19 protein-coding genes are annotated in these 24,180 nt (G+C 74.5%); 11 read left to right on the plus strand and 8 right to left on the minus strand.

Going from position 1 to position 24,180, the window contains the following annotated elements; genetic code table 11:
- Positions 1–4: 4 nt before the first annotated feature.
- From ACIA5A_RS22045 to ACIA5A_RS22055, 3 genes are all read right to left on the minus strand, one after another.
- A complete protein-coding gene (locus tag ACIA5A_RS22045) occupies positions 5–1,660 on the minus strand; it encodes a sodium:solute symporter family protein (protein WP_396765328.1) in 1,656 nt (551 codons plus the stop codon).
- Positions 1,661–1,799: 139 nt separating this feature from the next.
- Positions 1,800–2,921: a hypothetical protein gene (locus tag ACIA5A_RS22050; protein WP_396765331.1), complete on the minus strand. Its 1,122-nt coding sequence runs from the start codon at positions 2,919–2,921 to the stop codon at positions 1,800–1,802.
- Between the two features lie 12 nt (positions 2,922–2,933).
- Positions 2,934–3,527: a hypothetical protein gene (locus ACIA5A_RS22055; protein WP_396765334.1), complete on the minus strand. Its 594-nt coding sequence runs from the start codon at positions 3,525–3,527 to the stop codon at positions 2,934–2,936.
- Between the two features lie 305 nt (positions 3,528–3,832).
- Here ACIA5A_RS22055 and ACIA5A_RS22060 point away from each other — a divergent pair, with 305 nt between their 5' ends.
- From ACIA5A_RS22060 to ACIA5A_RS22090, 7 genes are all read left to right on the plus strand, one after another.
- Positions 3,833–6,205: a nitrate- and nitrite sensing domain-containing protein gene (locus ACIA5A_RS22060; protein WP_396765337.1), complete on the plus strand. Its 2,373-nt coding sequence runs from the start codon at positions 3,833–3,835 to the stop codon at positions 6,203–6,205.
- Entirely contained in the window at positions 6,205–6,627 is a 423-nt protein-coding gene (locus tag ACIA5A_RS22065; RefSeq protein ID WP_181569983.1) for a roadblock/LC7 domain-containing protein, read from the plus strand. The genes ACIA5A_RS22060 and ACIA5A_RS22065 overlap by 1 nt, the downstream gene beginning before the upstream one ends.
- Positions 6,617–7,006, plus strand: coding sequence for a DUF742 domain-containing protein (locus ACIA5A_RS22070; RefSeq protein WP_396765340.1), 390 nt, complete (start codon positions 6,617–6,619; stop codon positions 7,004–7,006). Before ACIA5A_RS22065 ends, ACIA5A_RS22070 begins: the two co-directional genes overlap by 11 nt.
- Positions 6,987–7,589, plus strand: coding sequence for an ATP/GTP-binding protein (locus tag ACIA5A_RS22075; protein WP_181569981.1), 603 nt, complete (start codon positions 6,987–6,989; stop codon positions 7,587–7,589). Before ACIA5A_RS22070 ends, ACIA5A_RS22075 begins: the two co-directional genes overlap by 20 nt.
- Positions 7,590–7,688: 99 nt before the next feature.
- Positions 7,689–8,723 (plus strand): lactonase family protein, encoded by a 1,035-nt coding sequence (locus ACIA5A_RS22080; RefSeq protein WP_396765343.1) that lies wholly within the window; start codon positions 7,689–7,691, stop codon positions 8,721–8,723.
- Between the two features lie 177 nt (positions 8,724–8,900).
- A complete protein-coding gene (locus ACIA5A_RS22085; RefSeq protein ID WP_396765346.1) occupies positions 8,901–10,655 on the plus strand; it encodes a substrate-binding domain-containing protein in 1,755 nt (584 codons plus the stop codon).
- 214 nt (positions 10,656–10,869) lie between these two features.
- Positions 10,870–12,351, plus strand: coding sequence for a sugar transferase (locus ACIA5A_RS22090; protein WP_396765349.1), 1,482 nt, complete (start codon positions 10,870–10,872; stop codon positions 12,349–12,351).
- Here ACIA5A_RS22090 and ACIA5A_RS22095 read toward each other — a convergent pair.
- Positions 12,345–13,493, minus strand: coding sequence for a PP2C family protein-serine/threonine phosphatase (locus tag ACIA5A_RS22095; protein ID WP_396765352.1), 1,149 nt, complete (start codon positions 13,491–13,493; stop codon positions 12,345–12,347). The two genes, ACIA5A_RS22090 and ACIA5A_RS22095, sit on opposite strands and share 7 nt — an antisense overlap.
- A 95-nt stretch (positions 13,494–13,588) precedes the next feature.
- Between ACIA5A_RS22095 and ACIA5A_RS22100 the strand changes: the two genes are divergently transcribed.
- Positions 13,589–14,167, plus strand: coding sequence for a MarR family winged helix-turn-helix transcriptional regulator (locus ACIA5A_RS22100; protein WP_396765355.1), 579 nt, complete (start codon positions 13,589–13,591; stop codon positions 14,165–14,167).
- Between the two features lie 8 nt (positions 14,168–14,175).
- On the opposite strand, the gene ACIA5A_RS22105 is transcribed toward ACIA5A_RS22100, so the two are convergent.
- From ACIA5A_RS22105 to ACIA5A_RS22115, 3 genes are all read right to left on the minus strand, one after another.
- Positions 14,176–15,171, minus strand: coding sequence for a B12-binding domain-containing protein (locus tag ACIA5A_RS22105; protein WP_396765358.1), 996 nt, complete (start codon positions 15,169–15,171; stop codon positions 14,176–14,178).
- Positions 15,168–16,835 carry a SpoIIE family protein phosphatase gene (locus ACIA5A_RS22110; RefSeq protein ID WP_396765361.1) on the minus strand — a complete coding sequence of 556 codons (1,668 nt, stop codon included), beginning with the start codon at positions 16,833–16,835 and terminating at the stop codon, positions 15,168–15,170. Before ACIA5A_RS22110 ends, ACIA5A_RS22105 begins: the two co-directional genes overlap by 4 nt.
- 132 nt (positions 16,836–16,967) lie before the next feature.
- Positions 16,968–18,227 (minus strand): ROK family protein, encoded by a 1,260-nt coding sequence (locus ACIA5A_RS22115; protein ID WP_396765364.1) that lies wholly within the window; start codon positions 18,225–18,227, stop codon positions 16,968–16,970.
- 50 nt (positions 18,228–18,277) lie between these two features.
- Between ACIA5A_RS22115 and xylA the strand changes: the two genes are divergently transcribed.
- The 3 genes from xylA to ACIA5A_RS22130 all read left to right on the plus strand — a co-directional run bounded on the left by xylA (position 18,278) and on the right by ACIA5A_RS22130 (position 22,478).
- Positions 18,278–19,465 (plus strand): xylose isomerase, encoded by a 1,188-nt coding sequence (gene xylA, locus ACIA5A_RS22120; protein ID WP_396765367.1) that lies wholly within the window; start codon positions 18,278–18,280, stop codon positions 19,463–19,465.
- An 11-nt stretch (positions 19,466–19,476) separates the two neighbouring features.
- Positions 19,477–20,934: a xylulokinase gene (xylB, locus tag ACIA5A_RS22125; protein WP_396765370.1), complete on the plus strand. Its 1,458-nt coding sequence runs from the start codon at positions 19,477–19,479 to the stop codon at positions 20,932–20,934.
- A gap of 113 nt (positions 20,935–21,047) precedes the next feature.
- Positions 21,048–22,478, plus strand: coding sequence for an MFS transporter (locus ACIA5A_RS22130; RefSeq protein WP_396765373.1), 1,431 nt, complete (start codon positions 21,048–21,050; stop codon positions 22,476–22,478).
- A gap of 58 nt (positions 22,479–22,536) precedes the next feature.
- Here the strand turns inward: ACIA5A_RS22130 and ACIA5A_RS22135 are convergent, their stop codons facing one another.
- Positions 22,537–24,177 carry an alpha-amylase family glycosyl hydrolase gene (locus ACIA5A_RS22135; protein ID WP_396765495.1) on the minus strand — a complete coding sequence of 547 codons (1,641 nt, stop codon included), beginning with the start codon at positions 24,175–24,177 and terminating at the stop codon, positions 22,537–22,539.
- Between the last annotated feature and the right edge of the window lie 3 nt (positions 24,178–24,180).

A 24,180-nucleotide genomic window follows, 5' to 3' on the forward strand; every position in this document is an offset into this window, starting at 1 on the left:
TTCCTCAGAAGACCGGGATGTAGAAGAGGGCGGCGAGCACCACCGCGACCACGCCGAGCAGCACCGGCGAGCGGTACCAGGCGGCGTCGCCGGCCAGCGAGTCGTCCTTCAGGGTGGTGTCGCTGAGGCCGTACACCAGGCCGGTCAGCTCGCTGTCGGTCTTCGGCCGGGTCAGCGGCGTGATGACCGCGGCCACCACCGCGACGGTGACGAAGGCCAGGCCGGCGCCCCAGAAGCTCTCCTCCAGGTCGGAGTTGAAGCTGATCACGCCGGTCTTGTAGAGCAGGTAGGTGGCGATCGCCACCACGGTGCCGGAGAGCAGCGACCAGAAGCCGGCCAGCGCGCTCATCCGCCGCCAGAACATGCCGATGATGAACGTGCCGAAGAGCGGCGCGTTGAAGACCGAGAAGAGCGCCTGGATGTAGTTCATGATGTTGCTGAAGCCGGCCGCGATGAACGCGGTGCCGATGCCCACCACCACGGCGACCACGGTGGCGATCCGGCCGATCCGCACGTAGTACTCGTCCGGCCGGTCCCGCCGGAAGTAGGCCTGCCAGATGTCGTACGTGAAGACGGTGTTGAAGCCGCTGACGTTCGCCGCCATGCCGGCCATGAACGAGGCGACCAGGCCGGTGACCGCGATGCCGAGCACGCCGTTGGGCAGCAGGTCCCGCATGAGCAGCGGGATGGCGTTGTTGTAGACCAGGTCGCCCTTCTCGGCGCCCAACCCCTTGACCGTGATCAGGGCGATCAGACCGGGGATCACGGTCACCACCGGGATGAGCAGCTTCGGGTACGCCCCGATGATCGGCGTACGCCGGGCGGCGCTCATGTTCCGCGCGGAGAGCGCGCGCTGCACCTCCGCGAAGTTGGTGGTCCAGTAGCCGAACGAGAGCACGAACCCGAGGCCGAAGACGATGCCCAGCCAGTGCGCGCCCAGCGGGTTGTCGGTGCTGCCGGTGCCCTGCCAGGCGTGCAGGCCGGCCTCGCCGAGCTTGGACTCCCGCACCGCGTCCATCAGCCCGCTCACGCCGCCGACCTTGACCAGGCCGATCACCGTGATCGGCACCAGGCCGGCGATGATCACGAAGAACTGGAGCACCTCGTTGTAGATCGCGCCGGAGAGGCCGCCGACGGTGATGTACGCCAGCACGATCGCCGCCCCGACCACGATCGCCACCCAGAGCGGCCAGCCCAGCAGCGCCTGCATGATCAGCGCCAGCGCGTAGAGGTTCACGCCGGCGATCAGCACCTGGGCGACCGCGAAGCTGATCGCGTTCAGCAGGTGGGTGGGGCGGTTGAAGCGCAGCCGCAGGTATTCGGGAACGCTGCGGACCTTCGAGCCGTAGTAGAACGGCATCATCACGATGCCGAGGAAGACCATCGCCGGCACCGCGCCGATCCAGTAGTAGTGCACTGTCATGATGCCGTACTGGGCGCCGTTGGCGGCCATGCCGATGATCTCCAGCGCGCCCAGGTTGGCCGAGACGAACGCCAGGCCGGTGACCCAGGCGGGCAGCGAACGGCCGGAGAGGAAGAAGTCGACGCTGGTCTTGATGGCGCGGCGGGCGGCGAAACCGACCCCGAGCACCGTGACGAAGTAGAGCGCCAGGATCAGGTAGTCCAGGGCGTTCATGTTCAACCGTAGGCCGCTGCCCATGCCTGTGCTCCCCTCGGGTGGGTGCGTGCTGCGCCGGCAGTTACCCCGATCGCGACGTTTCATGCCTGCTGTTCTTTCTGGCCGCGCACGACGGAGCCCCGGCCGGATCTCCGGCCGGGGCTCCGTGCGATTCGGGTGCTCAGCGCCCCAGCACGCGGTCCAGGAAGTCGCGGTAACCGCGCACGGCCACCCGGAGCTGCTCGGTGTCGGACGAGCCGGACTCCTGCCAGGTGCCGAGCTTGCTGCGCTGCTCCCGCAGCGCCGTGGACAGCGCCTCGATGGCCTCCTCGACCAGCGACTCCGCCTCGCCGACGGCGGCCTTCGGGTCGTCCACGAAGCGCAGCTGCACGTCGCGCCAGCGGTCCCGGAAGCCCTGTGCGGCGTCCGGGGCGAACAGCGTCGCCGCGTCGTCCGGCACCGCCCCGGGCGTGGGCCGGTCCGCGCCGGCCAGCGCCGCGCCGCCGGCCACCGTGCCGGCCGCCGCGGTGGCGGTCGCCGGGTCGACGGTGTCGTGGTGCCGCCCGGTGGCGTCGGCGTCCGTGGTGACGGGTTCGGCGTCCGGGTCGACCAGGCCCGGCTCGGTGCTGCCGTAGCCGGCCGCCCCGGCGGCGACCGCGTCGTCCCGGTCCCGGTCCGGCACGCCGTCGAGGTCCGCGTCGGTGCCGTCCCGGTCCGCGTCCTCGGCGAGGGTGTCGTCGCGGTCCGCGTGCGCCACGGTGCCGTCCCGGTCGGCGTCCTCGGCGAGGGTGTCGTCGCGGTCCGCGTCGGGGTGTCCGGCCGCCCAGCGGTCCCGGTCGTGCAGCCGGTCACCGGCGGTCGGGTCGGCCCGCTCGTCGTCCAGCGGCTCGGTCCGGCCCGGCGCGCCGTCGCCCGGGACGGCGGTGTCCTCGCCGCGCGCGTCCCGCTCGTCCTCCGGACGGCCGCCGGCCATCGCCGAGGCGGCCACCGCGTCGCCCACCGTCGCCGCGCCGAACGCCGTCGGCAGCGGCGCGGGCTCGTGGAACGGCCGGCGTCCGTCGTCGTCGCGCTCCCCGGCGGCGTCCGACCGGTCGGTCTCGTCGCGCAGCTCGTCGGCGTCGTACGCGCGGGTCTCGTCGAGCTCCGCGGCCCGGTCGTCGCCGACCGCCGGGTCGTCGAACGTGTCCCGGTCGTCCCCGGTCCCGTCGGTGCGGTCGTGGTCGTTCGGCGGCGGGACCGGCACCGGCGTGGACCGTACGGCCTCGGGGTGGTCCTGCGTGACCTGCTGCTCTTCCTGGCGCATGGCGGCGGCTCCTCAGCGGCTCGTGGCGTCGTGCTCGGAATCGGGGTGGCGCTGTTCCGGCGCCCGCTGGGCGACCGGGTCCTCGCCGAGCAGGTCGGCGAAGAGGGCCCGGTAGTGCACCAGCGCCTGCCGGAGGTCCTCGGTGCCGGCCTCACCGCGCTCGTTGCGCTGCCGGATCTCGTGGGCGTCGCGGTAGTGGGTCAGGGTGCGGGCGTGCTCGACGGAGAGGTGGGCGATCTGGTCGGAGAAGTCCCCGGCGGGGTACCCGCGCTCGGCGATCAACCGGCCGACCAGCTCGTCGGCGTCGCCGACGGTCTCCGCCGGCGAGTCGACGAACCGCACCTGGAGGTCCTCCCAGGCGGCGGCGTAGCGGGCCCGGGACTCCGGGCTGAGCGGGGTCAGCTCCAGCTCGGCGTGCCGGCGCTCGCGCTCCCGCAGCTCACGCTCGGCGGCGCCCCGGCTGTCCTGCTCCTGCACGGCCCGGTCGTACTCCGGGCCGAAACGTTGACGCAGCGCCCGTCGGCGGTTCGCGACCACGGCGAACGCGACCAGAGCGGCGACGACGGCGACGACGATGACTATGACGACTACCTGGGTGGGCGACATGGCTCCTCCTTCGGAGCTGGTATTCCCTGGTGGGGGTGATCGCCAATCCCGTTCCCGCGCACTTTCCCGAGCGAAACGCGAAAGCTGACCCGTTCCAGAAAAGCGCCCGTCCGGCGGCGTGTCGCAGGCCAACGGCGTTCGGCGGGGCCACCTCGGACCGTAGTGAGCGTCGAGACGGCCGGTAGTGCATCCGTCGGGGATTACGTATCCTGCCCAAGGCGTCCGGGTCGGAGCCCGGCGTCGTGGCCGGTGACCTGACGGCCACTGCCGGCGCCACCCAGCGAACCTTCCCGGGCGAGGTCTGATTGAACACCCGCGACTGGCCGATCCGCGCCAAGCTGACCGCGCTGGTCATCGGTCCGGTGACCGGGCTGCTGGCACTGTGGATCTTCGCCACCACGCTGACCTTCGGGCCGGCGCTGGACCTGCTCGCCGCCCGGACCCTCCTCTACGACCTGGGCCGTCCCGGCGAGAACGTGGTCGCCGAGCTGCAGCGGGAGCGGCGGCTCTCGGTGGTCCAGCTCGCCGGTGACGGCGTCCTGCCGGAGCTGGCCGAGCAGCGCGACCGCACCGACCGGGCGGTCACCGAGCTGCGCCGGCGGATCGACGGCGAGGACCTGCGCGACGCGGCCGACGACCAGCTCGACGCGCGGCTCGACCAACTGGGCTCGGCGCTGGAGGCGCTGCCCGCGGGACGGGTCTTCATCGACGACCGCAAGGTGGACCGGGCCGGCGCGGTCGGGCTCTACAGCGGAATGATCGGCTCGGCGTTCCAGGCGTTCTCCGCCACCGCCGCGCTGCCCGACGTCCGCCTCAACCGGGAGGCCTCGGCGCTCACCGCGCTGGGCCGCTCCCGCGAGCTGCTCGGCCAGGCCGACGCGCTGCTGGCCGGCGCCGTCACCGCCGGCCGGTACGCCGAGGGCGAGCACGAGCAACTGGTGCGGACCGTGGAGAACCAGCGGTTCCTGGCCGAGAACGCGGTCGCCGACCTGCCGCCGGACGAGCGGACCGGCTACCAGCGGCTCACCGAGGGCGACGGCTTCCTGCGGCTGCGCGCGCTGCAGGACGCGCTGATCCGCGCCGACGAGCTGCCCGCCGGGTTCGACGTCCGGGCCTGGGAGAGCAGCCACGCCGAGGTCTGGCAGGGCCTGCGGGACTTCGAGCTGCGCGGCGCGGACGACCTCGCCGAACGGTCGGTGCCGATGGCGGTGCGCATCCTGGTCCAGCTCGCCGCCGCCGGGGTGCTCGGCCTGGTCGCGATCGTGGTCTGCGTGCTGGTGGCGTTGCGGGTGGGCCGGTCGCTCGCGCACCGGCTGACCGGCGTACGGTCGGCGGCGACCGAGATGGCCGAGGAGCGGCTGCCCGACGTGGTCGCCCGGCTGCGCCGGGGTGAGGAGGTGGACGTCGCCCGCGAGGCGCCCGAGATGGACCACGGCGGGGACGAGATCGGCCAGGTGGCGAACGCCTTCAACCAGGTGCGGCGCACCGCCGTGCAGGCCGCCGTGGACGAGGTGACCCTGCGCCGCGGCTTCAACGAGGTGATCCTCAACCTCGCCCGGCGCAGCCAGGGGCTGGTCCACCGCCAACTGGCGTTGCTGGACCGGCTGGAGCGCCGCACCGAGGACCCGGACGAGCTGGCCGGGCTGTTCCAGGTGGACCACCTCGCCACCCGGCTCCGCCGGCACGCCGAGGACCTGGTCATCCTGGCCGGCGCCGCGCCCGGGCGCGGCTGGCGCCGGCCGGTCGCGGCGGTGGACGTGATGCGGGGGGCGATCTCCGAGGTGGAGGCGTACCACCGGGTCGACGTGGGTGAGGTGCAGCCGGCGGGGGTGCTCGGCCGGGCCGTCGGCGACGTGATCCACCTGCTCGCCGAGCTGATCGAGAACGCGACCACCTTCTCCCCGCCGGCCACCCGGGTGGACGTGACCGGCCGGTCCGTGCCGGGCGGCTACACCGTCGAGATCACCGACCGGGGGTTGGGCATGTCGCCGCCGAAGCTGGCCGCGGCCAACCGCAAGCTGGCCGCCCCGCCCGAGTTCGACCCGGCCGACAGCGCCCGGCTCGGCCTGTTCGTGGTGGCACGGCTGGCCGCGCGACACGGCGTCCGGGTGGAGCTGCGGCCGGGCCGGCCGACCGGGACGACCGCCACCGTGTTCATCCCGTCCGACCTGATCACCGGTGAGCCGCCGGTCGGCTCGGATCCCGCCTCGGCCGGGCCCGAGCGGCGGCGGATGGCCAAGGTGAGCCGGCTGATTACGGTGCCCCGCGGCCGGTCGAGCCGGCCGGGCCGGGAGCGCCCCGAGTCGACCGTGATCCCGCTGCCGACCACCCGGGCCTCGGCCGTGGAGCCGCCCGCCGACTCCGACGGCCTGCCCCGCCGGGTGCGACGGCGCGGTCCGGCCGCGCGACCCCGCGCGGTCGTCGCCGACCCGCCGGCCCTCCGCTCGCCGGAGGAGGCGCGCCGGGCCATGTCCGCGTTGCAGGCCGGGACCGCGCGGGGGCGCCGGGACGGTGCCCGTCCGGGCGGCCCGGCGGTCACCCGGATCCGGGACACCGGCCCGGAGACGCCCACCGACGTGCCGGCCGACGCCGGTACGCCGCCCACCACGCCGGAGCCGGCCACGGAGCCCTCCCCGCCGGCGCCGGACCAAGGAACCGCGACTGAGAGGGACGCCTAGTGGTGCACACGACGCGGCAGAACGCCGACCTCGACTGGCTGCTCGACGACCTGGTGGAGCGGGTGCCGGCGGCCCGCCGGGCGGTGGTCCTCTCGGCGGACGGGCTCCTGCTCGGCGCCTCCGCCGACCAGGACCGCACCGACGCGGAGCACCTCTGCGCGCTGGCGTCCGGCTTCTCCGGCCTGGCCAAGGGGGCCACCCGGCACCTGGACGGCGGCGCGGTCCGCCAGACGGTGGTGGAGATGGAGTCGGCGTACCTCTTCGTCACCGCCGCCGGACAGGGCGCGTGCCTGGCCGTGGCGAGCGACGCCGACGCCGACATCGGCCTGGTGGCGTACGAGATGGCGATGCTCGTCATCCGCGTCGGCGAGAACCTGGCCGCGCCGGCCCGCACGGTGGGGGCGCCGACCGATGCGGGCTGAGTCGCCGGGACCCCAGCACGAGTGGCTGGACGCCGACGCCGGTCCGGTGGTCCGCCCGTACACGCTCACCGGTGGGCGGGTGCGTCCGCCGGTCGACGGTTTCGACCTGTTGGCCTTCGTGCTCGCCACGCCGGCGGCCGAGTCGGTAGGCGTGCCCGGTCTCCAGCCGGAGCACCGCCGCCTGATCGAGCTGGCCCGGCGGCCGAAGGCCGTCGCCGACCTCGCCGCCGACCTGGACCTCGCCGTCGGCGTGGTCCGGGTGCTGCTCGGCGACCTCCTCGCCCATGGGTTCGTCGCGGTGCACCGGCCCCCGGCCACCGCGTACCTGCCCGACGACAACATCCTCAAGGCGGTGGTCAGTGGACTCCGTGCGCTTTGACCGGGAGCCGGCCGCGTCGCGGGTGCCGCTGGCGCTGAAGATCCTCATCGCGGGTGGCTTCGGCGCCGGCAAGACGACGCTTGTCAGCGCGTTGAGTGAGGTGCGGCCGTTGCAGACCGAGGAGGTGCTGACCGGCGCCGGTCTCGGCACTGACGACGTCTCCGGGGTCGAGCAGAAGTCGACCACCACGGTGGCGATGGACTTCGGCCGGATCACCATCAACGACGACCTGCAGGTCTACCTGTTCGGCACGCCGGGCCAGGACCGGTTCTGGTTCCTCTGGGACGAGCTGGCCTTCGGCGCGCTCGGCGCGGTGGTGCTCGCGGACACCCGCCGGCTGGCCGACTGCTTCCCCTCGATCGACTACTTCGAGCAGCGGGGCGTCCCCTTCGTGGTCGGGGTGAACTGTTTCGAGGGCTCCCGGCGGTTCGGCCTGGAGGCGGTCCGGGACGCGCTGGACCTCGATCCGGACGTCCCGCTGGTGCTCTGCGACGCCCGGGACCGGCAGTCCGGCAAGCTGGTGCTGATCTCGCTGGTCGAGCACGTGGCCCGGCAGCGTGGCGAGCCGGTGCCGGTGGGCTGAGTCGCCCGCGCCCGATTCCGTCCGGGGTTCGACGACTGACCGGGCGGTCCGCCGGGAAGCCTGGTTGGATCGCAGCATGATCGGCGGAAGGTGGGAGCGGTGACCGGGCAGCACGAGGTCGTCCACATCGGCGGCTACACGGCGGAGTCGGGCGGGCGGGCGGACGGGATCGTCGCGGCCCGGCGCGACCCGGCGACCGGGGCGTTGACCCCGGTCGGGACCGTGGCGGCGACCCCGTCGCCGTCGTTCCTCGCCCGGCACCCGGCGCTACCCGTGCTGTACGCGGTGAACGAACTGCCCGACGGCCTGCTCAGCGCGTTCCGGGTGGGGGCGGACGGCGACCTGACGCCGCTGGGCGTCCACCCGACCGGCGGGGCGGAGCCGTGCCACCTGGCGGTCGCGCCGGACGGGCGGCACCTCTTCGTGGCGAACTACGGCGGCGGCAGCCTGGCGGTGTTCCCGTTGGACGCCGAGGGTGTGCCGGGGGAGCGCACCGACCTGGTCCGGCACGAGGGGCACGGCGCCGATCCCGACCGGCAGGAGCGGGCACACTGCCACATGGTGTCGCCCGACCCGGGCGGCGGCCCGTTGCTCGCCGTCGACCTGGGCACCGACTCGGTCTACCGCTACGACCTGGACGCCGCCTCCGGGCGGTTGGTCCCCCGCGCGCCCCGGCTGCGGACGCCGGCCGGCGTCGGTCCCCGGCACCTGGCCCGGCACCCGGACGGGCGGCGCTGCTGGCTGGTCGGTGAGCTGGACGGCTCGGTCACCGCGTACGACCTGACGCCGGACGGTCCGCACCAGCGTGCCCGGGTGGACGCCAGCGGCCGGACCGGGCACGTGCAGCCCTCCGAGGTGGCGGTCGGCCCGGACGGCCGCTTCCTCTACGTGGGCAACCGCGGCGTGGGCACGGTGGCCGTCTTCGCGCTGGACGGCGTGGCGCCGGAGCTGGTCGCCGAGGTGGACACCGGCGGTGGGTGGCCGCGGCACTTCGCGCTGGCCGGGGCGCACCTCTACGTCGCCGACGAGCGGGCCGACCTGATCCGGGTCTTCCGGGTGGACCCGGGCAGCGGGGTGCCGGAGCCGGTCGGTGAGCCGGTCGAGGTGGCCAGTCCGACCTGCGTACTGGTGTGACGGGGCGGTGACCGAACGCGCTATCCGGAGTGGATCGTGATCACCTCCGTCACTGAGGCATAACTCAGCGTATCGATTATGTGATCAACTGTTTCTCCTGCGTAACTTTCGTCCGAACGGTTGTGGCAGTAACCCCACGAGATACGCAAGATGGTCACCGTGTCTGGCCGCCATCGCATGCGTTCCCACCTTCGTGGGGTAGGTGCCGCCGCCGCGGCGACCGCCCTGGTCGCCGTCGTAGCCGGCTCCTGGTTCGGCTACCAGCAGCTCGCCGGCCCGAACTGTTCGGGCCGGATCGAGCTGTCGGTGTCGGCCGCCCCGGAGATCGCCCCCGCGGTCCGGGGCGCGGCCGACGAGTGGGTCGCGAACGGCGCGGCGGTCGGCGGCACCTGCATCGCGGTGAACGTCGTCTCCGCCGAGTCGGTCGACGTGGCCGCCGCCGTGGCGAGCAAGCACGGCGCCACGCTCGCCGGGGTGGGGCAGGCCAGCGGCACCGCGGTCACCCCCGACGTCTGGGTGCCCGACTCGTCGACCTGGCTGGTGCGGCTCAAGGCCGGTGGCGCCAGCGCCTTCGCGCCGGCCAACGGCGCGTCGATCGCGCGCAGCCCGGTGGTGGTCGCGCTGCCCGAGCCGGTGGCCACCCGGATCGGCTGGCCGGACAAGGAACTGCGCTGGTCCGACATGCTCCAGCAGGTGACCGCCAGCAAGCCGCTGCGGGCCGGCATCGTCGAACCCACCCAGGACGCGGCCGGCCTGTCCGGCCTGCTCTCGCTGACCGCGGCGGCCAGCTCGACGGGTGAGGCCGGCTCCCCGAAGGCCCAGGAGGCGATGGTCGGGGCGCTGCGCGCGCTCGCCACCAACCGCTCCTCGCTGCGGCAGGACCTCCTCGCGCGGTTCCCGCGCTCGACCGACCCGACGGCGATCGCCAACGGGCTCGGCGCGGCGGCGCTGTCCGAGGAGGACGTGATCGCCTACAACAACACGAAGCCGCCGATCAAGCTGGCCGCGCTCTACCTGGATCCGGCGCCGATCCCGCTCGACTTCCCGTTCGCGGTGCTGCCCGGCATCGAGCCGAGCAAGGCCTCGGCCGCGCGGGTGCTCTTCGAGGCGCTGCGCTCGGGCGACTTCAAGGACCGGCTCGCCGCACAGTCGTTGCGCGCCCCGGACGGCAACTGGGGCCGCGGCTTCCAGGCGCCGACCGGCGCGCCCAGCCCGGCCAACGGTGGGGAGAAGCAGGTCCCGCCGTCGGGGCAGGGCGGCGCGGCCGACCTCGACCCGGTCGCCATCTCGACCGCGACGACCACCTGGTCGGTGGCCACCCAGTCCGGCCGGATGCTCTGCGTCATCGACGTGTCGGGTTCGATGAAGAAGCCGGTCGCCACCGCCAACGGGGCGAGTCGTGAGCAGGTCACCGTGGCGGCGGCGAGTCAGGGCCTGGGGCTGTTCGACGACTCCTGGTCGATCGGCCTGTGGACGTTCTCCACCAACCTGCAGGGCACGCAGGACTGGAAGGAGCTGGTCGGGATCCGGCCGCTGTCGGGCAACCGGGGCGAGCTGCAGCGCGGTCTGGCCTCCATCCGGCCCTCCAGCGGCGACACCGGCCTCTACGACACCGTGCTCGCGGCGTACAAGAAGGTCCAGCAGGACTGGGAGCCCGGCAAGGTCAACTCGATCGTGCTCTTCACCGACGGCAAGAACGAGGACGACAACGGCATCTCGCAGAAGGAGCTGCTGGCGCAGATCAAGAAGCTCCGGGACGACGAGCAGCCGGTGCAGGTGATCATCATCGGTATCGGCACCGAGGTGAACCGGGCCGAGCTCAAGTCCATCACGGACGCCGCCGGTGGTGGCGCGTTCGTGACCACCGACCCGAGCAAGATCGGTGAGATTTTCCTCCAGGCGATCGCGTTGCGGCCGCCCGCACCGCGCTGACCTGCGAGTCAGCGAAAGCCTTCCGCCGTACCGGCAATCCGGTACGGCGGAAGGCTTCCAGCGTCAAGGTACGGAATGTGAACTGACGGTAATGTGTCCGAATCAATCGGTAATCATAATTGTCCTGGCATGATGTCCGGGTGCCTCGACCGCGGGTCCCGGGGCGGGACCCGACGGGGGCGGGGCGGTCGGTGAGTTGAGTGGGGGAGGGCCGGTGACCTCGGCGACGCTGTTGACTCCTGCCAGGACGTCGCGACCGGGTGGCGAGCGACCCGGTGCCACGACGCGAGCCGCGGAGCGGGCCTACATCCGGGTCCTGGTGGTGCTGGACACCGCCGTGCTGGCGGTGGCCATCCTGGTCGGCTACCTGGCCCGGTTCGGTGACGAGCAGCCCACCGGGTCCGAGATCCCCTACGTGGCGGTCGCGCCGGTGCTCCTGCTGGTCTGGCTGGTGTCGCTCAAGGCCATGCGCTGCTACGACGACCAGGTGCTCGGCTACGGCGCGGACGAGTACCGCCGGGTCAGCGCGGCGAGCCTGCGGCTGGCCGGGGGCATCGCGATCGCCGGCTACATCGCCGACGTCGGGGTCTCCCGGGGCTTCCTGGCCATCTCCTTCGCGGTCGGCACGATCGGCCTGGAGGTGGCGCGCTTCGCCGCCCGTAAGCGGCTGCACCGGGCCCGCGACCGGGGCGCCGGCTGGTCCCGCAAGGTTCTCGTGGTCGGCGACACCGCGCACGTGCTGGAGCTGGTGCACACCCTGCGCCGGGAGCCGTACGCCGGCTACCAGGTGGTCGGCGCCTGCATCCCGGACGCGCTGCTCGCCCCGGTGCCGCAGCGCCTCGGCGACGTGCCGGTGGTCGGGTCGTTCCGGGGCATCCCGGAGGCGGCCACCGCGATCGGCGCGGACACGGTGGCGGTCACCGCCTCCGGTGAGCTGACCGCCACCCGGCTGCGCCGCCTCGGCTGGCAGTTGGAGGGCACCGGCGTCGACCTGGTGGTGGCCCCGGCGCTGACCGACGTGGCCGGCCCGCGCATCCACACCCGCCCGGTCGCCGGCCTGCCGCTGATCCACGTCGAGGCCCCCGAGTTCCGTGGCGCCCGCAAGCTGGTCAAGGGGTTCGTCGACAGGTCGCTGTCGTTGATCGCCCTGCTCCTGCTGTCGCCGCTGCTGCTGGTGCTCGCGCTCGCCATCAAGCTGGACAGCCGCGGCCCTGTGCTGTTCCGGCAGACCCGGGTCGGGCAGGGCGGCGAGGAGTTCGGCGTCTTCAAGTTCCGCACCATGGTGGTCAACGCCGACGCCCTGCTGGCCGAGCTGGCCGCGCGCAACGAGACCGACGGCCTGATGTTCAAGATGCGCGACGACCCCCGGGTGACCCGGACCGGCCGGCTGCTGCGCCGGTGGTCCCTGGACGAGCTGCCCCAGCTCGCCAACGTGCTGCTCGGCCAGATGAGCCTGGTCGGCCCGCGCCCGCCGCTGCCCTCCGAGGTGGCCCGCTACGACGGCGACGTGGCCCGCCGGCTGCTGGTCAAGCCCGGCATGACCGGCCTCTGGCAGGTCAGCGGCCGGTCCGACCTGAGCTGGGAGGACGGCATCCGGCTCGACCTCTACTACGTGGAGAACTGGTCGCTCGCGGCCGACCTGACCATCCTCTGGAAGACGTTCGGCGCGGTGCTGGGCAGTCGCGGCGCCTACTGAGCCGGCCCGCTGTCCGGCTGCGGGCCCAGCCAGTCCAGGCAGACCACCACCGCGTCGTCCACCAGGTCCCCGGCGACGAAGGCCCGCAGGTCGCCGATCAGCGACCGGACCGCGTCCAGCGGCTCCAGCGGGCCGGTGCGGCGCAGGAAGCGGTCCAGCGCCGACTCGCCGTAGCGCACCTGCTCGGCGGTGGCGTCGACCACCCCGTCGCTGACCACGAAGAGCCGGTCGCCGCGGTCGAGCTGGAACCGCTGCTCCCGGTAGTCGGTGCCGTCGAACATGCCGAGCGGGAACTGCTTGTCCAGCGTCTGCTGGGCCACGTCGCCGCCGCGCAGCCGGATCAGGTGCGGCGAGCCGGCGTCCACCGCCGTCAGCGCGCCGGTGGCCAGGTCCAGCTCCATCAGCAGGACGGAGAGGTGCTGCTCGCCCCGGTGCTGCGCGTAGATCGCCTGGTCGGCCAGCGCGGCCTGGTCGGCCAGCGGCAGCCCGGCCCGGCGCGCGTTGCGCAGCGCGTAGGTGGCCAGCGAGGTGAGCAGCGCCGCGGCCACCCCCTCGCCGAAGCCGTTGAGCACCGCGAGCCAGAGCCGGTGGCCGTCGTCGGACCAGTCGAAGCTGTCCCCGTGCACCGCGTACGCCGGCTCCAACTGGCCGGCCAGGCTGAACGACGGCCGGATCCGGCTGCGGCCGGGCAGCATCTCCCACTGCATCTCGGCGGCCAGGGTGAGCCGCCGGCTGCGCCGGGTGGTCAGGTAGATGTCGGTGGTCGACGTGACGGCGGCCAGCTCGTGCCCGAGCACGGTGGCGATGGTGTCCAGCTCCCGGCGGGCGTCCCGATCGTCAGGCATCGGGGTGACCCGGAGCACCCCGCGTCGCTCGCCCCGCATCCCCACCGGGAACCAGCCGGTGCCGTCGGCGACGATCGGCTCCTGGTGGTCGAAGGCGTGCCAGGCCGGGTGGCCGGGGCCGCTGATCGACTCGTCGCCGCCCAGCGGCAGCAGTTCGGCGAGCCGGTAGTCGACCTGGTAGAGCTCGGTGCGGGTGATCCCGTAGGTCCGTCGCAGCTCGGCGGCGAGCCGATCCACGATGAGATCCGTCGGCGCATCCGTCACGATTCGGCGCGCGCGGGACTCCGCTTCGCTCATCGTTGCTCCTTTGCACAGGTCGCCGGCCTGGTCCGGGGAGTAGTCTCGGGCCCACCATGACCGAAGAGCCCGGTCCCATGGGACCTGAACCGAGTATGTCCGCCGCCCTGGACGAGGCGGCGGGCACCCTGCTCGCCGTCTGGGAGGCGGCGCGGGAGCAGACCACCAGTCGACTCTCCGGGGCGCAGTTACGCGCGGTCATGGTCGTCGAGCAGTATGACGGGATCAACCTCCGTCGGCTCGCCACCCTGACCGACATGCTGCTCTCCTCCGCCAGCCGGCTCTGCGACCGCCTGGTGGCCGCCGGCATGCTGGAGCGGGAGCCGGGCCGGCACGACCGCCGCGAGATCTCGCTGCACCTCACCCCCGAGGCCAACCGGCTCCTGGCCGAGCTGCGCGCCGACCGGCGCCGCCGGTTGACCCGGATCCTGCGGGCGATGAGCCCGGAGGGGCAGGCGGCGCTGGTGCGCGGGATGCGCGAGTTCGACAAGGTCGGCCGCCGTGGCGAGGCGACCGTGGCCGAGGGCTGGCCGGTGTTGCAGCCGTCCGGGGAGCGGATCGGGGACCCCCTGGCCGACCTGGCCGCGTCGTCGGGCGCCGGCCGACCGGCGGTCTCCCGCCGCCGGGACGAGCCGGTCCCGCTGGACGAACCCCCGGTCGTGCGCACCGCCTGACGCCGGGGTCAGCCGGTCGCCACCGCGGCCCGGGCGTTGCGCAGCCGCGCGGCCACCGTCGGATGCTCGGCCAGGGCCCGTTCCAGGGCGGCGAGCACCTCGTCAAGCAGGCGCCGGCCGCCCCGGGCGGTGAGCGCCTCCTCCTGCCACTCGACGAAGTCCAGCAACAGGCGGTCGTCGTCCACCCGCGCGGCGGCGATCAGCGCGTCCACCAGGTGCGCGATGCCGGAGGCGACGTCCTCGGCGGTCTCCTCCGGCGGATCCACCACAGCGAGCGCGAGCCGCACCAGCTCGCGCCGGCGGTGCAGCACCGCCACGTACCCGTCGTCCGGTGGCGGCGGCGGCGGGCCGGTGTGCGCGCCGGCGGACAGCGGGCCGGACAGCAGCCGCACCGCGTCGCGGGCGCTGGCCCCCCAGGCCGCCGCGCCGATCGCGGTCGCCCATCGGCCCTCGGGGCCGAAGCCGGGACCACCGGCCAGCACCGGCACCCCGGCGGCCCGGCTGGCCTCCACCATCCGCGCCGCCCGGACCAGCCGGTTGGGTTGCACGCAGCTCAGCAGCACCGCGTCCGGGCCGGTCTGGTGCAGGTAGGAGACCAGGTGCCGGGCCGGCACGCTGGCGCCGAGGAACGTCACCCGCCAGCCGGCCGCCCGGACCACCTCGCTGACGATCCGCGCCGCCAGCGCGTGCCACTCGCCCTCGACGCAGGCCACCACCACGTGGCCCCGCCGCGGCGCGCCGACGGCCGCGCCCAGCGCGTCCACCACCAGCTCGCTGACATGGGTGGCGGCGTGTTCCTGGGCGACGCTCCAGGTGCCGGTGAGCCAGCGCCGGCCGATCTCCCGCTGCGCCACCGCGACCAGGTCGACGAGCACGTCGGCGACCGAACAGCCGTCCGCCAGCAGCCCCCGGGCCAGCGCCACGGCGCCGGCCCGGTCGGCCCGTTCCAGGTGGTCGAGGTACGCGGCGAGGACGTCCGGTCCAATCCGGCCGTCCTGGCTCACGAGGCCGCCACGGCCAACATGGCGATGTCGTCGTGCGGTTGCCCGTCCAGCCACTCGTCGACGAGTTGGAGCACCCGGTCGACGAGTGCGGCCGGCGGCAGCCCGGCCCCGGAGGCGAGCGCCTGCCGCAGCCGGTCGTCGCCGAACATGGCCAGCTCGGTGGGGCCGCCCCGGGCCTCGGTCACCCCGTCGGTGTACGTCAGCAGCAGGTCGCCCGGTTCGAGCCGGACCTCGGTGTCGGCGAACCTCGCCGCGGTCAGCGCGCCCACCGGCATGCCGCCCACCCGGACCACGTCGATCCCGCCGCCGGCGCGGACGACCAGGGGCGCGGGATGCCCGCCGCCGGCCATCCGGACCAGCAGCGCGCCGTCGGGTTCCCGGTCGAGCGTGCCGAGCAGGAGAGTGGTGAACTGGGCCCGCGCGGCGGCCCCGGGCGCGTCCAGCAGCGCCCGGTTGAGCAGCTCCATCAGCTCCCGGGGGCGCTGCTCGACCAGGCGCAGGGTCTGCAACGACTGGCGGACCCGGCCGGTGAGCACGGCCGCGCCGACGCCCTTGCCGCACACGTCACCGAGCGCGAAGAGGCCACCGGTCGGGGTGGGGAACAGGTCGTAGAAGTCGCCGCCGATCCGCAGGCTGTCACCGGCGGCCCGGTAGCCGCCGGCCAGGGTCATGCCGGGCAGGTGCGGCAGCGTCGGCGGGAGCAGGCTGTTCTGCAGGACCCGGGCCAGGTGGGTCTGCTCGCCGTACAGCTCGGCGGCGGCCAGCGCGGCGCCGGCGCGGCCGGCGAACTCCCGGGCCAGCGCGATCTCCCGCTGGTCGAAGCCGGCCCGCTCGGGGCGGCGGGCCAGGACCAGCGCCCCGGCCGGCCCGACGGCGCTGGGCATCGGGCTGATCAGCACCGTGCCCGGCCGGCCGAACCCGGCGGGGAGCATCTCGGCCAGGTCGGCCAGCTCGGCGTCGAGCCAGGGGCTGGGCTCGGTGAGGTCGCCTTCGAGCGCCTCGACCAGGCCGGGAACGGATTCCGCCGCCCGCCAGCCGGCCACGCCGGTCACCGGGGAGGCGTCGCCGGCGGCCCAGCGGATCCAGTGCGGCTCGTCCTCGGCCGGGGGCGGCGGGCGGTGCACCACCACGGCGGCGTCGGCCAGGTAGGGCACCGGCAGCGTCACCGCGGTGCGCAGCGTCTGCTCCCGGTGCAGGGAGAGCCCGAGCCGGCTGCCGGCCTGGGCCAGGAACGCGGTGCGGGACCGCTCGGCGAGCAAGGCGTCGGTGCGCGCCCGCTCCTCGGTGACGTCCCGCACGTACCAGGCGAAGCGGTCGCCGGCCAGCTCGCGGCGGAGGCCGCGCAGCCGCCGGCCGTGGTGCTCGGTCTCGAACGTGTCGGCGCCGTCGCGGGCCGCCTCGGCCAGCGCGGGCACCCGGGAGGCGGCCAGGCCCACGCCGGGCGCCAGCTCGGGGAGAAGCTCCGCCGCCATGGCGTTGACCAGGGTCACCACGCCCGCCGGGTCGATCGTCACGACGGCCTCGGCCAGCCCGTCCAGCAGTTCGCGGGCGAGGCGGTCGTCGGCCGGCAGCGCGGCCCCGGCCACCCGCCGGGGTCGCTTCCGGGGGGCGGGTCCACCGCCGCTGACCGGCCCGGCGACGCCGCCCCGACGTGCGGCAGTCACCGCCGGTGGCCGGGCGCTTCGGTCGGTCGACCCGTGTGCATGCTGTCGGTGCGCTCCTCGCTCGGCGGACAGGTTGCCTCACGGCAAGCGTACCGAGCGGAGGCGACGAATGCCCGTCGAGGAGCGCGCCGGTCAGGGCGTGCGGGCGAGCCAGCCGACCGGGTGGTCGACGATCCGGCGGACCACCGAGGTGGCCCCGCCGACCGCGGCCGACTGGGCCCCGAGCGCGGCCGGCCGCACCGTCACCGGCGACCAGGCGGCGGTGAGCACCCGCCGGGAGATCTCCGCCACCACAGGTGGACACAGCCATGGCGCGAGCGGCGCATATCCGCCCCCGAGCACCACGGTGTCCAGATCCAGCAGGTTCACCACGCCCGCCACCGCCACCCCGAGCGCGGCGCCGGCGTCGGCGAGCGCGGCCAGCGTGGTCGGGTCGCCGGCCCCGGCGAGGTCGGCGAGGCGGGTGGCGGCGGTGTCGGCGGGCAGCTCCGCGCCGGGGAGCCCGGCGGCGGCCAGGATCGCCTCCTGGCCGGCGTACCGCTCCAGGCAGCCCTGGCCGCCGCAACGGCACGGCCGCCCCTGCGGATGGACCGGGAAGTGACCGATCTCTCCGCTCCAGCCGCGGGCGCCCCGGTAGAGCGCCCCGTCGAGCACGATCCCGGCGCCGATGCCGATCTCGCCGGTGATGTGCACGAAGCTGCGCGGACCGGGCGGTCCGGCGTGCAACTCGCCGAGCGCGGCGAGGTTGGCCTCGTTGTCGACCACGAGCGGCGGGACGCCGTCGACCGGCTCGGCGAGCGGGTGCCCGGCCAGCAGCGCCGGCACGTCCACGTCCCGCCAGCCGAGGTTGGGCGCGAGCCGGACCAGGCCACCGTCGCCGACCAGGCCCGGCACGGCGAGCGCGGCGCCGGCCAGGGTCAGCCCGTCGCGTACGGCGGCGGCGCGCGCCTCGGCGGCGAGCGCGGCCAGTCGGGCGAGCGCGTCGGCGGGGGAGACCGGGCGCAGGTCGGCCCGGCGGACCAGGTGGTGCCGGATCGTGCCGGTCAGGTCGACGACGCAGGCCGCCAGGTAGTCGACGTTCACCTCCAGGCCCAGCCCGGCCGGGCCGTCGGCGGCGAGCACCAGGCCGCGGGCCGGCCGTCCCGCACCGGTACGCGGCGCCGGCTCCGCCTCGGCGACCAGCCGGCCGGCGATCAGGTCGTCGACGACCGCGGAGACGGTGGCCCGGGTCAGCCCGGTCCCGGCGGCGAGCCCGGCCCGTGACGGCGGGTGGTCGGCGGCGGCGATCCGCCGGAGCACGACCGCGAGGTTCAACTCGCGCAGGCTGCCCTGACGGACCGCTCCGGCGGTGCTGGCGCTGGTCACCACTTGACACTGCCACATCCCCGCCATTTAATTCAACCGCTGAACAAATCGCGGACCCACACCACCCGGAGGTTCCCATGGCACCCCGTCCCACCCCCGCGGACAATTTCTCCTTCGGTCTCTGGACCGTGGGCTGGCCGGCCCGCGACCCGTTCGGCGACGCGACCCGGCCCGAGCTGGACGCCGTCGAGGCGGTGAACCGGCTCGCCGAGCTGGGCGCGTACGGCATCACGTTCCACGACGACGACCTGGTCCCGTTCGGCGCGGACGCCGCCACCCGCGACGCCCGGGTCGGCCGGTTCCGCAAGGCCCTCGACGAGACCGGCCTGGTGGTGCCGATGGTCACCACCAACCTCTTCACCCACCCGGTGTTCAAGGACGGCGGCTTCACCAGCAACGACCGCGACGTGCGCCGGTACGCGCTGCGCAAGGTGCTGCGCAACGTCGACCTCGCCGCCGAGATGGGCGCGAAGACGTTCGTCATGTGGGGCGGTCGGGAGGGCGCCGAGTACGACGTGGCCAAGAACGTCCAGGCCGCGCTGGACCGCTACCGCGAGGCCGTCGACCTGCTCTGCCAGTACGTCGTCGACAACGGCTACGACCTGCGCTTCGCGCTGGAGCCCAAGCCGAACGAGCCCCGTGGCGACATCCTGCTGCCCACCGTCGGCCACGCGCTCGGCTTCATCTCCACCCTGGCCCGCCCGGAGATGGTCGGGCTCAACCCGGAGGTCGGTCACGAGCAGATGGCCGGGCTGAACTTCGCCCACGGCATCGCCCAGGCGCTCTGGCAGGGCAAGCTGTTCCACATCGACCTCAACGGCCAGCGCGGCATCAAGTACGACCAGGACCTGGTCTTCGGCCACGGCGACCTGCTCAACGCGTTCGCCCTGGTCGACCTGCTGGAGCACGGCGGCCCGAACGGTGGCCAGGCCTACGACGGCCCGCGCCACTTCGACTACAAGCCCTCGCGCACCGAGGACATGGACGGGGTGTGGGCCTCGGCGGCCGCGAACATGAGCACCTACCTGCTCCTCAAGGAGCGGGCCGCGGCGTTCCGCGCCGACCCGGAGGTGGCCGAGGCGCTCGCCGCCGCCCGGGTGGCCGAGCTGGCCACGCCGACGCTCGACCCGGGTGAGGGCTACGCCGAGCTGCTCGCCGACCGGACCGCGTTCGAGGACTTCGACCCGGACGCCGCCGGGGCGAAGGGCTTCGGCTTCGTCCGGCTCAACCAGCTCGCCGTCGAGCACCTGCTCGGCGCGCGCTGAGGCGGGCCGCCATGCCGCTCGTCGCCGGGGTCGACTCGTCGACCCAGTCCTGCAAGGTGGTCGTCCGGGACGCGGAGACCGGCGCGCTGGTCCGGCAGGGCCGCGCGCCGCACCCGCCCGGCACCGAGGTCGACCCGTACGCCTGGTGGGACGCCCTGCGGGCGGCGGTGGCGGAGGCCGGCGGGCTGGCCGACGTGGCCGCCGTCTCGGTCGGCGGCCAGCAGCACGGCATGGTCTGCCTGGACGAGGCGGGCGAGGTGGTCCGCCCGGCGCTGCTGTGGAACGACACCCGCTCCGCCGAGGCGGCCCGGGACCTGGTCGAGGAGGCCGGCGGCGGGGAGACCGGCCGCCGGTTCTGGGCCGACGCGACAGGCGCGGTGCCGGTGGCCAGCTTCACCGCCACCAAGCTGCGCTGGCTGGCCCGGCACGAACCGGCCAACGCCGACCGGGTGGCCGCGGTCTGCCTGCCCCACGACTGGCTCACCTGGAAGCTGGCCGGTGCCCCCGGCCTGGCCGCGCTGCGCACCGACCGGGGCGACGCCAGCGGCACCGGCTACTGGTCGCCGCGCACCGGGGAGTACCGGCTCGACCTGCTGGAGCGGGCCTTCGGCCGGCGGCCACTGGTGCCGGTCGTGCTCGGCCCGGCCGAGGTGGCCGGGCAGCTCGACCCGGCGGTGCTCGGCGACGGGCCGGCCACCGCCGGTCCGGCCGGCGGCGCGGGGTCCGTCGCCGCCGGCCGGGTCCTCCTCGGGCCGGGCACCGGGGACAACGCGGCGGCGGCGCTCGGCGTCGGCGCCGGCCCGGGCGACGTGGTCGTCTCGATCGGCACCTCCGGGACCGTCTTCGCGGTCGCGGACACCCCGGCCGCGGACGCCTCCGGCGCGGTGGCCGGCTTCGCCGACGCCGGTGGCCGGTTCCTGCCGCTGGTCGCCACGCTGAACGCGGCCCGGGTGCTGGACGCCGCCGCCACCATGCTCGGCGTCGACCTGGACACGCTCGGCGAGCTGGCCCTGTCCGCGCCGCCCGGCGCGGACGGGTTGGTCCTGGTGCCCTACCTGGAGGGCGAGCGGACGCCGAACCGGCCGGACGCCACCGGCACGCTGCACGGCCTCACGCTCGGCACCTCGACCCCGGCCCACCTGGCCCGGGCCGCCGTCGAGGGGTTGCTCTGCGGGCTGGCCGACGGCCTCGACGCGCTGCTCGCGCAGGGTGCCCGCGCGGACCGGATCATCCTGGTCGGCGGCGGCGCCCGGTCCGCCGCGGTCCGTCGGATCGCCCCGCAGGTCTTCGGCCGTCCGGTGGTGGTGCCACCGCCGGGGGAGTACGTCGCGGACGGCGCGGCCCGGCAGGCGGCCTGGGTGGCACTGGGCGGTGACGCCCCGCCCACCTGGTCCATCGGTGACACCGAGGAGTACACCGCCGCCCCCGTCCCCGCCATCCGCGAGCGCTACGCGCACGCCCGGGGGTAAGGAGGGGCCCCCGCTTAACGCATTCCGCATAGGCGGGGCCCCCGCTTAACACCGGACGCGGCGCGCCGGGGGGTCATGGTGCGCGCCGGGCGTGAGCCTGGTTGGCTGCCGGCATGAGCGGCACGATGGTCTCCCGGCGCGGGAACGCGGCGCACCGGTTCTACAGCGTCGTGGTCTTCGTCGTGCTCGCCTCGCTGGACAACGTGGCGATCGGCCTCGTTCCGCCGCTGTACGGGCCGATCTCCGGCGCGCTCGGCGTACCCCAGCGGTTGCTCGGCCTGGTCACCGCCGTCAGCTTCCTGGTCAGCGCGGTGGCGGCGGTGGGCTGGGCGTACGTCGGCGACCGCACCAACCGCAAGCCGCTGCTCATGGTCGGCACGCTGATCTGGGCGGCCGGCACCGGCGGCAGCGCGCTGGCCGACCGGTACCCGACGTTCCTGGCCGCCCAGCTCGTCGCCGCGATCGGGCTGGGCGCGGTCGGCTCGGTCGGCTTCTCCGTGGTCACCGACCTGATCTCGCCACGTCGGCGCGGCCTGGTGATGAGCTTCTGGGGCCTGTCCCAGGGCGTCGGCACGCTCGCCGGCACGCTGGCCGGTGGGCTGCTCGGCGCGACCGACTGGCGGCGGCCGTTCCTGCTGCTGACCGGCGTGGGCGTGGCCGCCACCGTGGCCTACCTGTTCACGTACGACATCGCGCGGGGGCAGAGCGAACCGGAGCTGGCCGAGGCGCTGGACGCCGGTGGCGAGTACGACTACCGGATCAGTCGCGCCGACCTGCCCCGGATCCTGGCCCGGCGGACCAACCGCTGGCTGATCATGCAGGGGCTCACCGCGCAGGCCGCGTTCGGTTCACTGGTCTGGCTGCCGGTGCTGTTCAGCCAGCGGGCCGAGGCGCAGGGCTACTCCGCGGCCACCGCCGTGGTGGTGGGCAGCGTGTTCGCCACCCTGTTCCAGCTCGGCGGCGTGCTGTCCATCGTGGGCGGACTGGTCGGCGACGCGCTGCAACGGCGTACGCCGAGCGGCCGCGCGCTGGTCGCGGCCGTGGGCATCCTCGCGGCCGTGCCGTTCTACCTGGTGTTGTTCTTCGTGCCGATCCACATCGACGTGCCCGACGGCGGCGGCTCCGGCGCGGTGGTGGCGGCCGTGCTGACCAGTGTGTTCACCGAGCCGACGGTCGGGCTGAGCCTGCTCACCGCGGTGGTCGCGCTGGCGCTGACCTCGGCCAACTCGCCGAACTGGTTCGCGCTGATCGCGGACGTGAACCCGCCGGAGCACCGGGGCACGGTCTACAGCCTCGGCAACCTGGTCAACGGGGTGGGACGGGCGGCGGGCAACGGGCTGGTCGGGGTGGCGTTCGCCGCGCTGCGGGTGGCGTTCCCGCCGCCGCTGAACTACGCGGTGGGGCTGGCCGCGTTCCAGTTGTTCTTCGTGCCGACCGGGATCATGTACTGGCTGGCCGCGCGCACCTCCCCGCGCGACATCGCCCAGGTGCACGCGCTGCTGCACGCCCGCGCCGACCGCCTCGACGAAGGGGCCCCCTCGTAACAGGTGATGTTAGGAGGGGGCCCCTCCTATACCGGAGGCGTTAACAGGGGGCCCCGCCTTACACCCACCACACGGTGACGTCGGTGGGCACCGCGGCGCCGTCCAGGGGGGCGCTGGCGGCCAGCACCGTCGCGCCGTCGGGCAGCGGCGCCGGCGCCGCACCGAAGTTGGTCAGCACGGTCAGGTCGCCGTTGGTGAAGGTCAGCACCTCGTCACCGGAGGAGAGGAAGCGCATCGGCCCGCGGGCCAGCCCGTGCTCGCGGCGCAGCCGCAGCGCGGTCCGGTACAGCTCGTACGTCGAGCCGGGCACCCCGCGCTGGCGGTCCAGCGCGTACTCCGCCCAGACCGGCGGCTGGGGCAGCCAGCTCGCGTCGGCCGGGCCGAAGCCGTACGACGGGGCGTCGGCCTCCCACGGGATCGGCACCCGGCAGCCGTCCCGGCCGCGCTGGGTGTGCCCGCTGCGGGCCCAGGTCGGGTCCTGCCGGGCCTCGTCGGGCAGCGTGGTGTGCTCCGGCAGCCCCAGTTCCTCGCCCTGGTAGAGGTAGGCCGAGCCGGGCAGGGCGAGCATCAGCAGGCTTGCCGCGCGGGCCCGGCGCAGGCCCAGCGCCGCGTCCGGCTGCGGGTCGTCGACGCCGATGCCGTTCATCCGCCCGCCGCCGGTGGTCAGGCCGAGGCGGGAGGCGTGCCGCACCACGTCGTGGTTGGACAGCACCCAGGTGGTGGGCGCGCCGACCGCGTCGGTGGCCTCCAGCGAGCGGGTGATCACCGCGTACTGGGCCGGGGCGGTCCAGGCGGCCATCAGGTACTCGAAGTTGAACGCCTGGTGCATCTCGTCCGGCCGGACGTAGCGGGCCAGCCGCTCGGCCGGCTCCACCCACGCCTCGGCGACGAGGACCCGCTCCCCGGCGTACGAGTCGAGCAGCCGCCGCCACTCCCGGTAGATCTCGTGCACGCCGTCCTGGTCCCACATCGGCGGGCGCGGCTTGTCCGCCTCGTTGCCGGAGAGGATCTCCTGCGGCTCCTGCCAGTCGGCCAGGTCGGCCTGCTTGATCAGGCCGTGCGCCACGTCCACCCGGAACCCGTCGACGCCCCGGTCGAGCCAGAAGCGCAGCACGCCGAGGAACTCCTCGCGCACCTCCGGGTTGTCCCAGTTGAGGTCGGGCTGGCCGGGGTCGAACAGGTGGAGGTACCACTGGCCGTCGGGCAGCCGGGTCCAGGCCGGCCCGCCGAACACGCTCTCCCAGTCGTTCGGCGGCTCGGCGCCGTCCGGGCCCTTGCCGTCGCGGATGACGTAGCGCTGCCGTTCCGGGCTGCCCGGCGCGGCCGCCACCGCGGCGGTGAACCAGCGGTGCGCGGACGAGGTGTGGTTGGGCACCAGGTCGACGATCACACGCAGGCCGCGGGCCTTCGCCTCGGTGATCAGCTTGTCGGCGTCGGTGAGCGTGCCGAAGAGCGGATCGACGTCCCGGTAGTCGGCCACGTCGTAGCCGGCGTCGGCCTGCGGGGACGGATAGAACGGGGACAGCCAGACCGCGTCGACCCCCAGCTCGGCGAGGTGGTCGAGACGGGCCGTGATGCCCGGCAGGTCACCGATGCCGTCGCCGTCGGAGTCGGCGAACGAGCGTGGGTAGACCTGGTAGATGACCGCCTCGGTCCACCAGCCGGTGGCCGGGGCCTGCTGCGTCGCGTCGGTGTTCAGCGC

The organism is Micromonospora sp. NPDC051300 (assembly GCF_044455315.1).
In the GTDB taxonomy this organism is placed as follows: Bacteria; Actinomycetota; Actinomycetes; order Mycobacteriales; family Micromonosporaceae; genus Micromonospora; species Micromonospora robiginosa.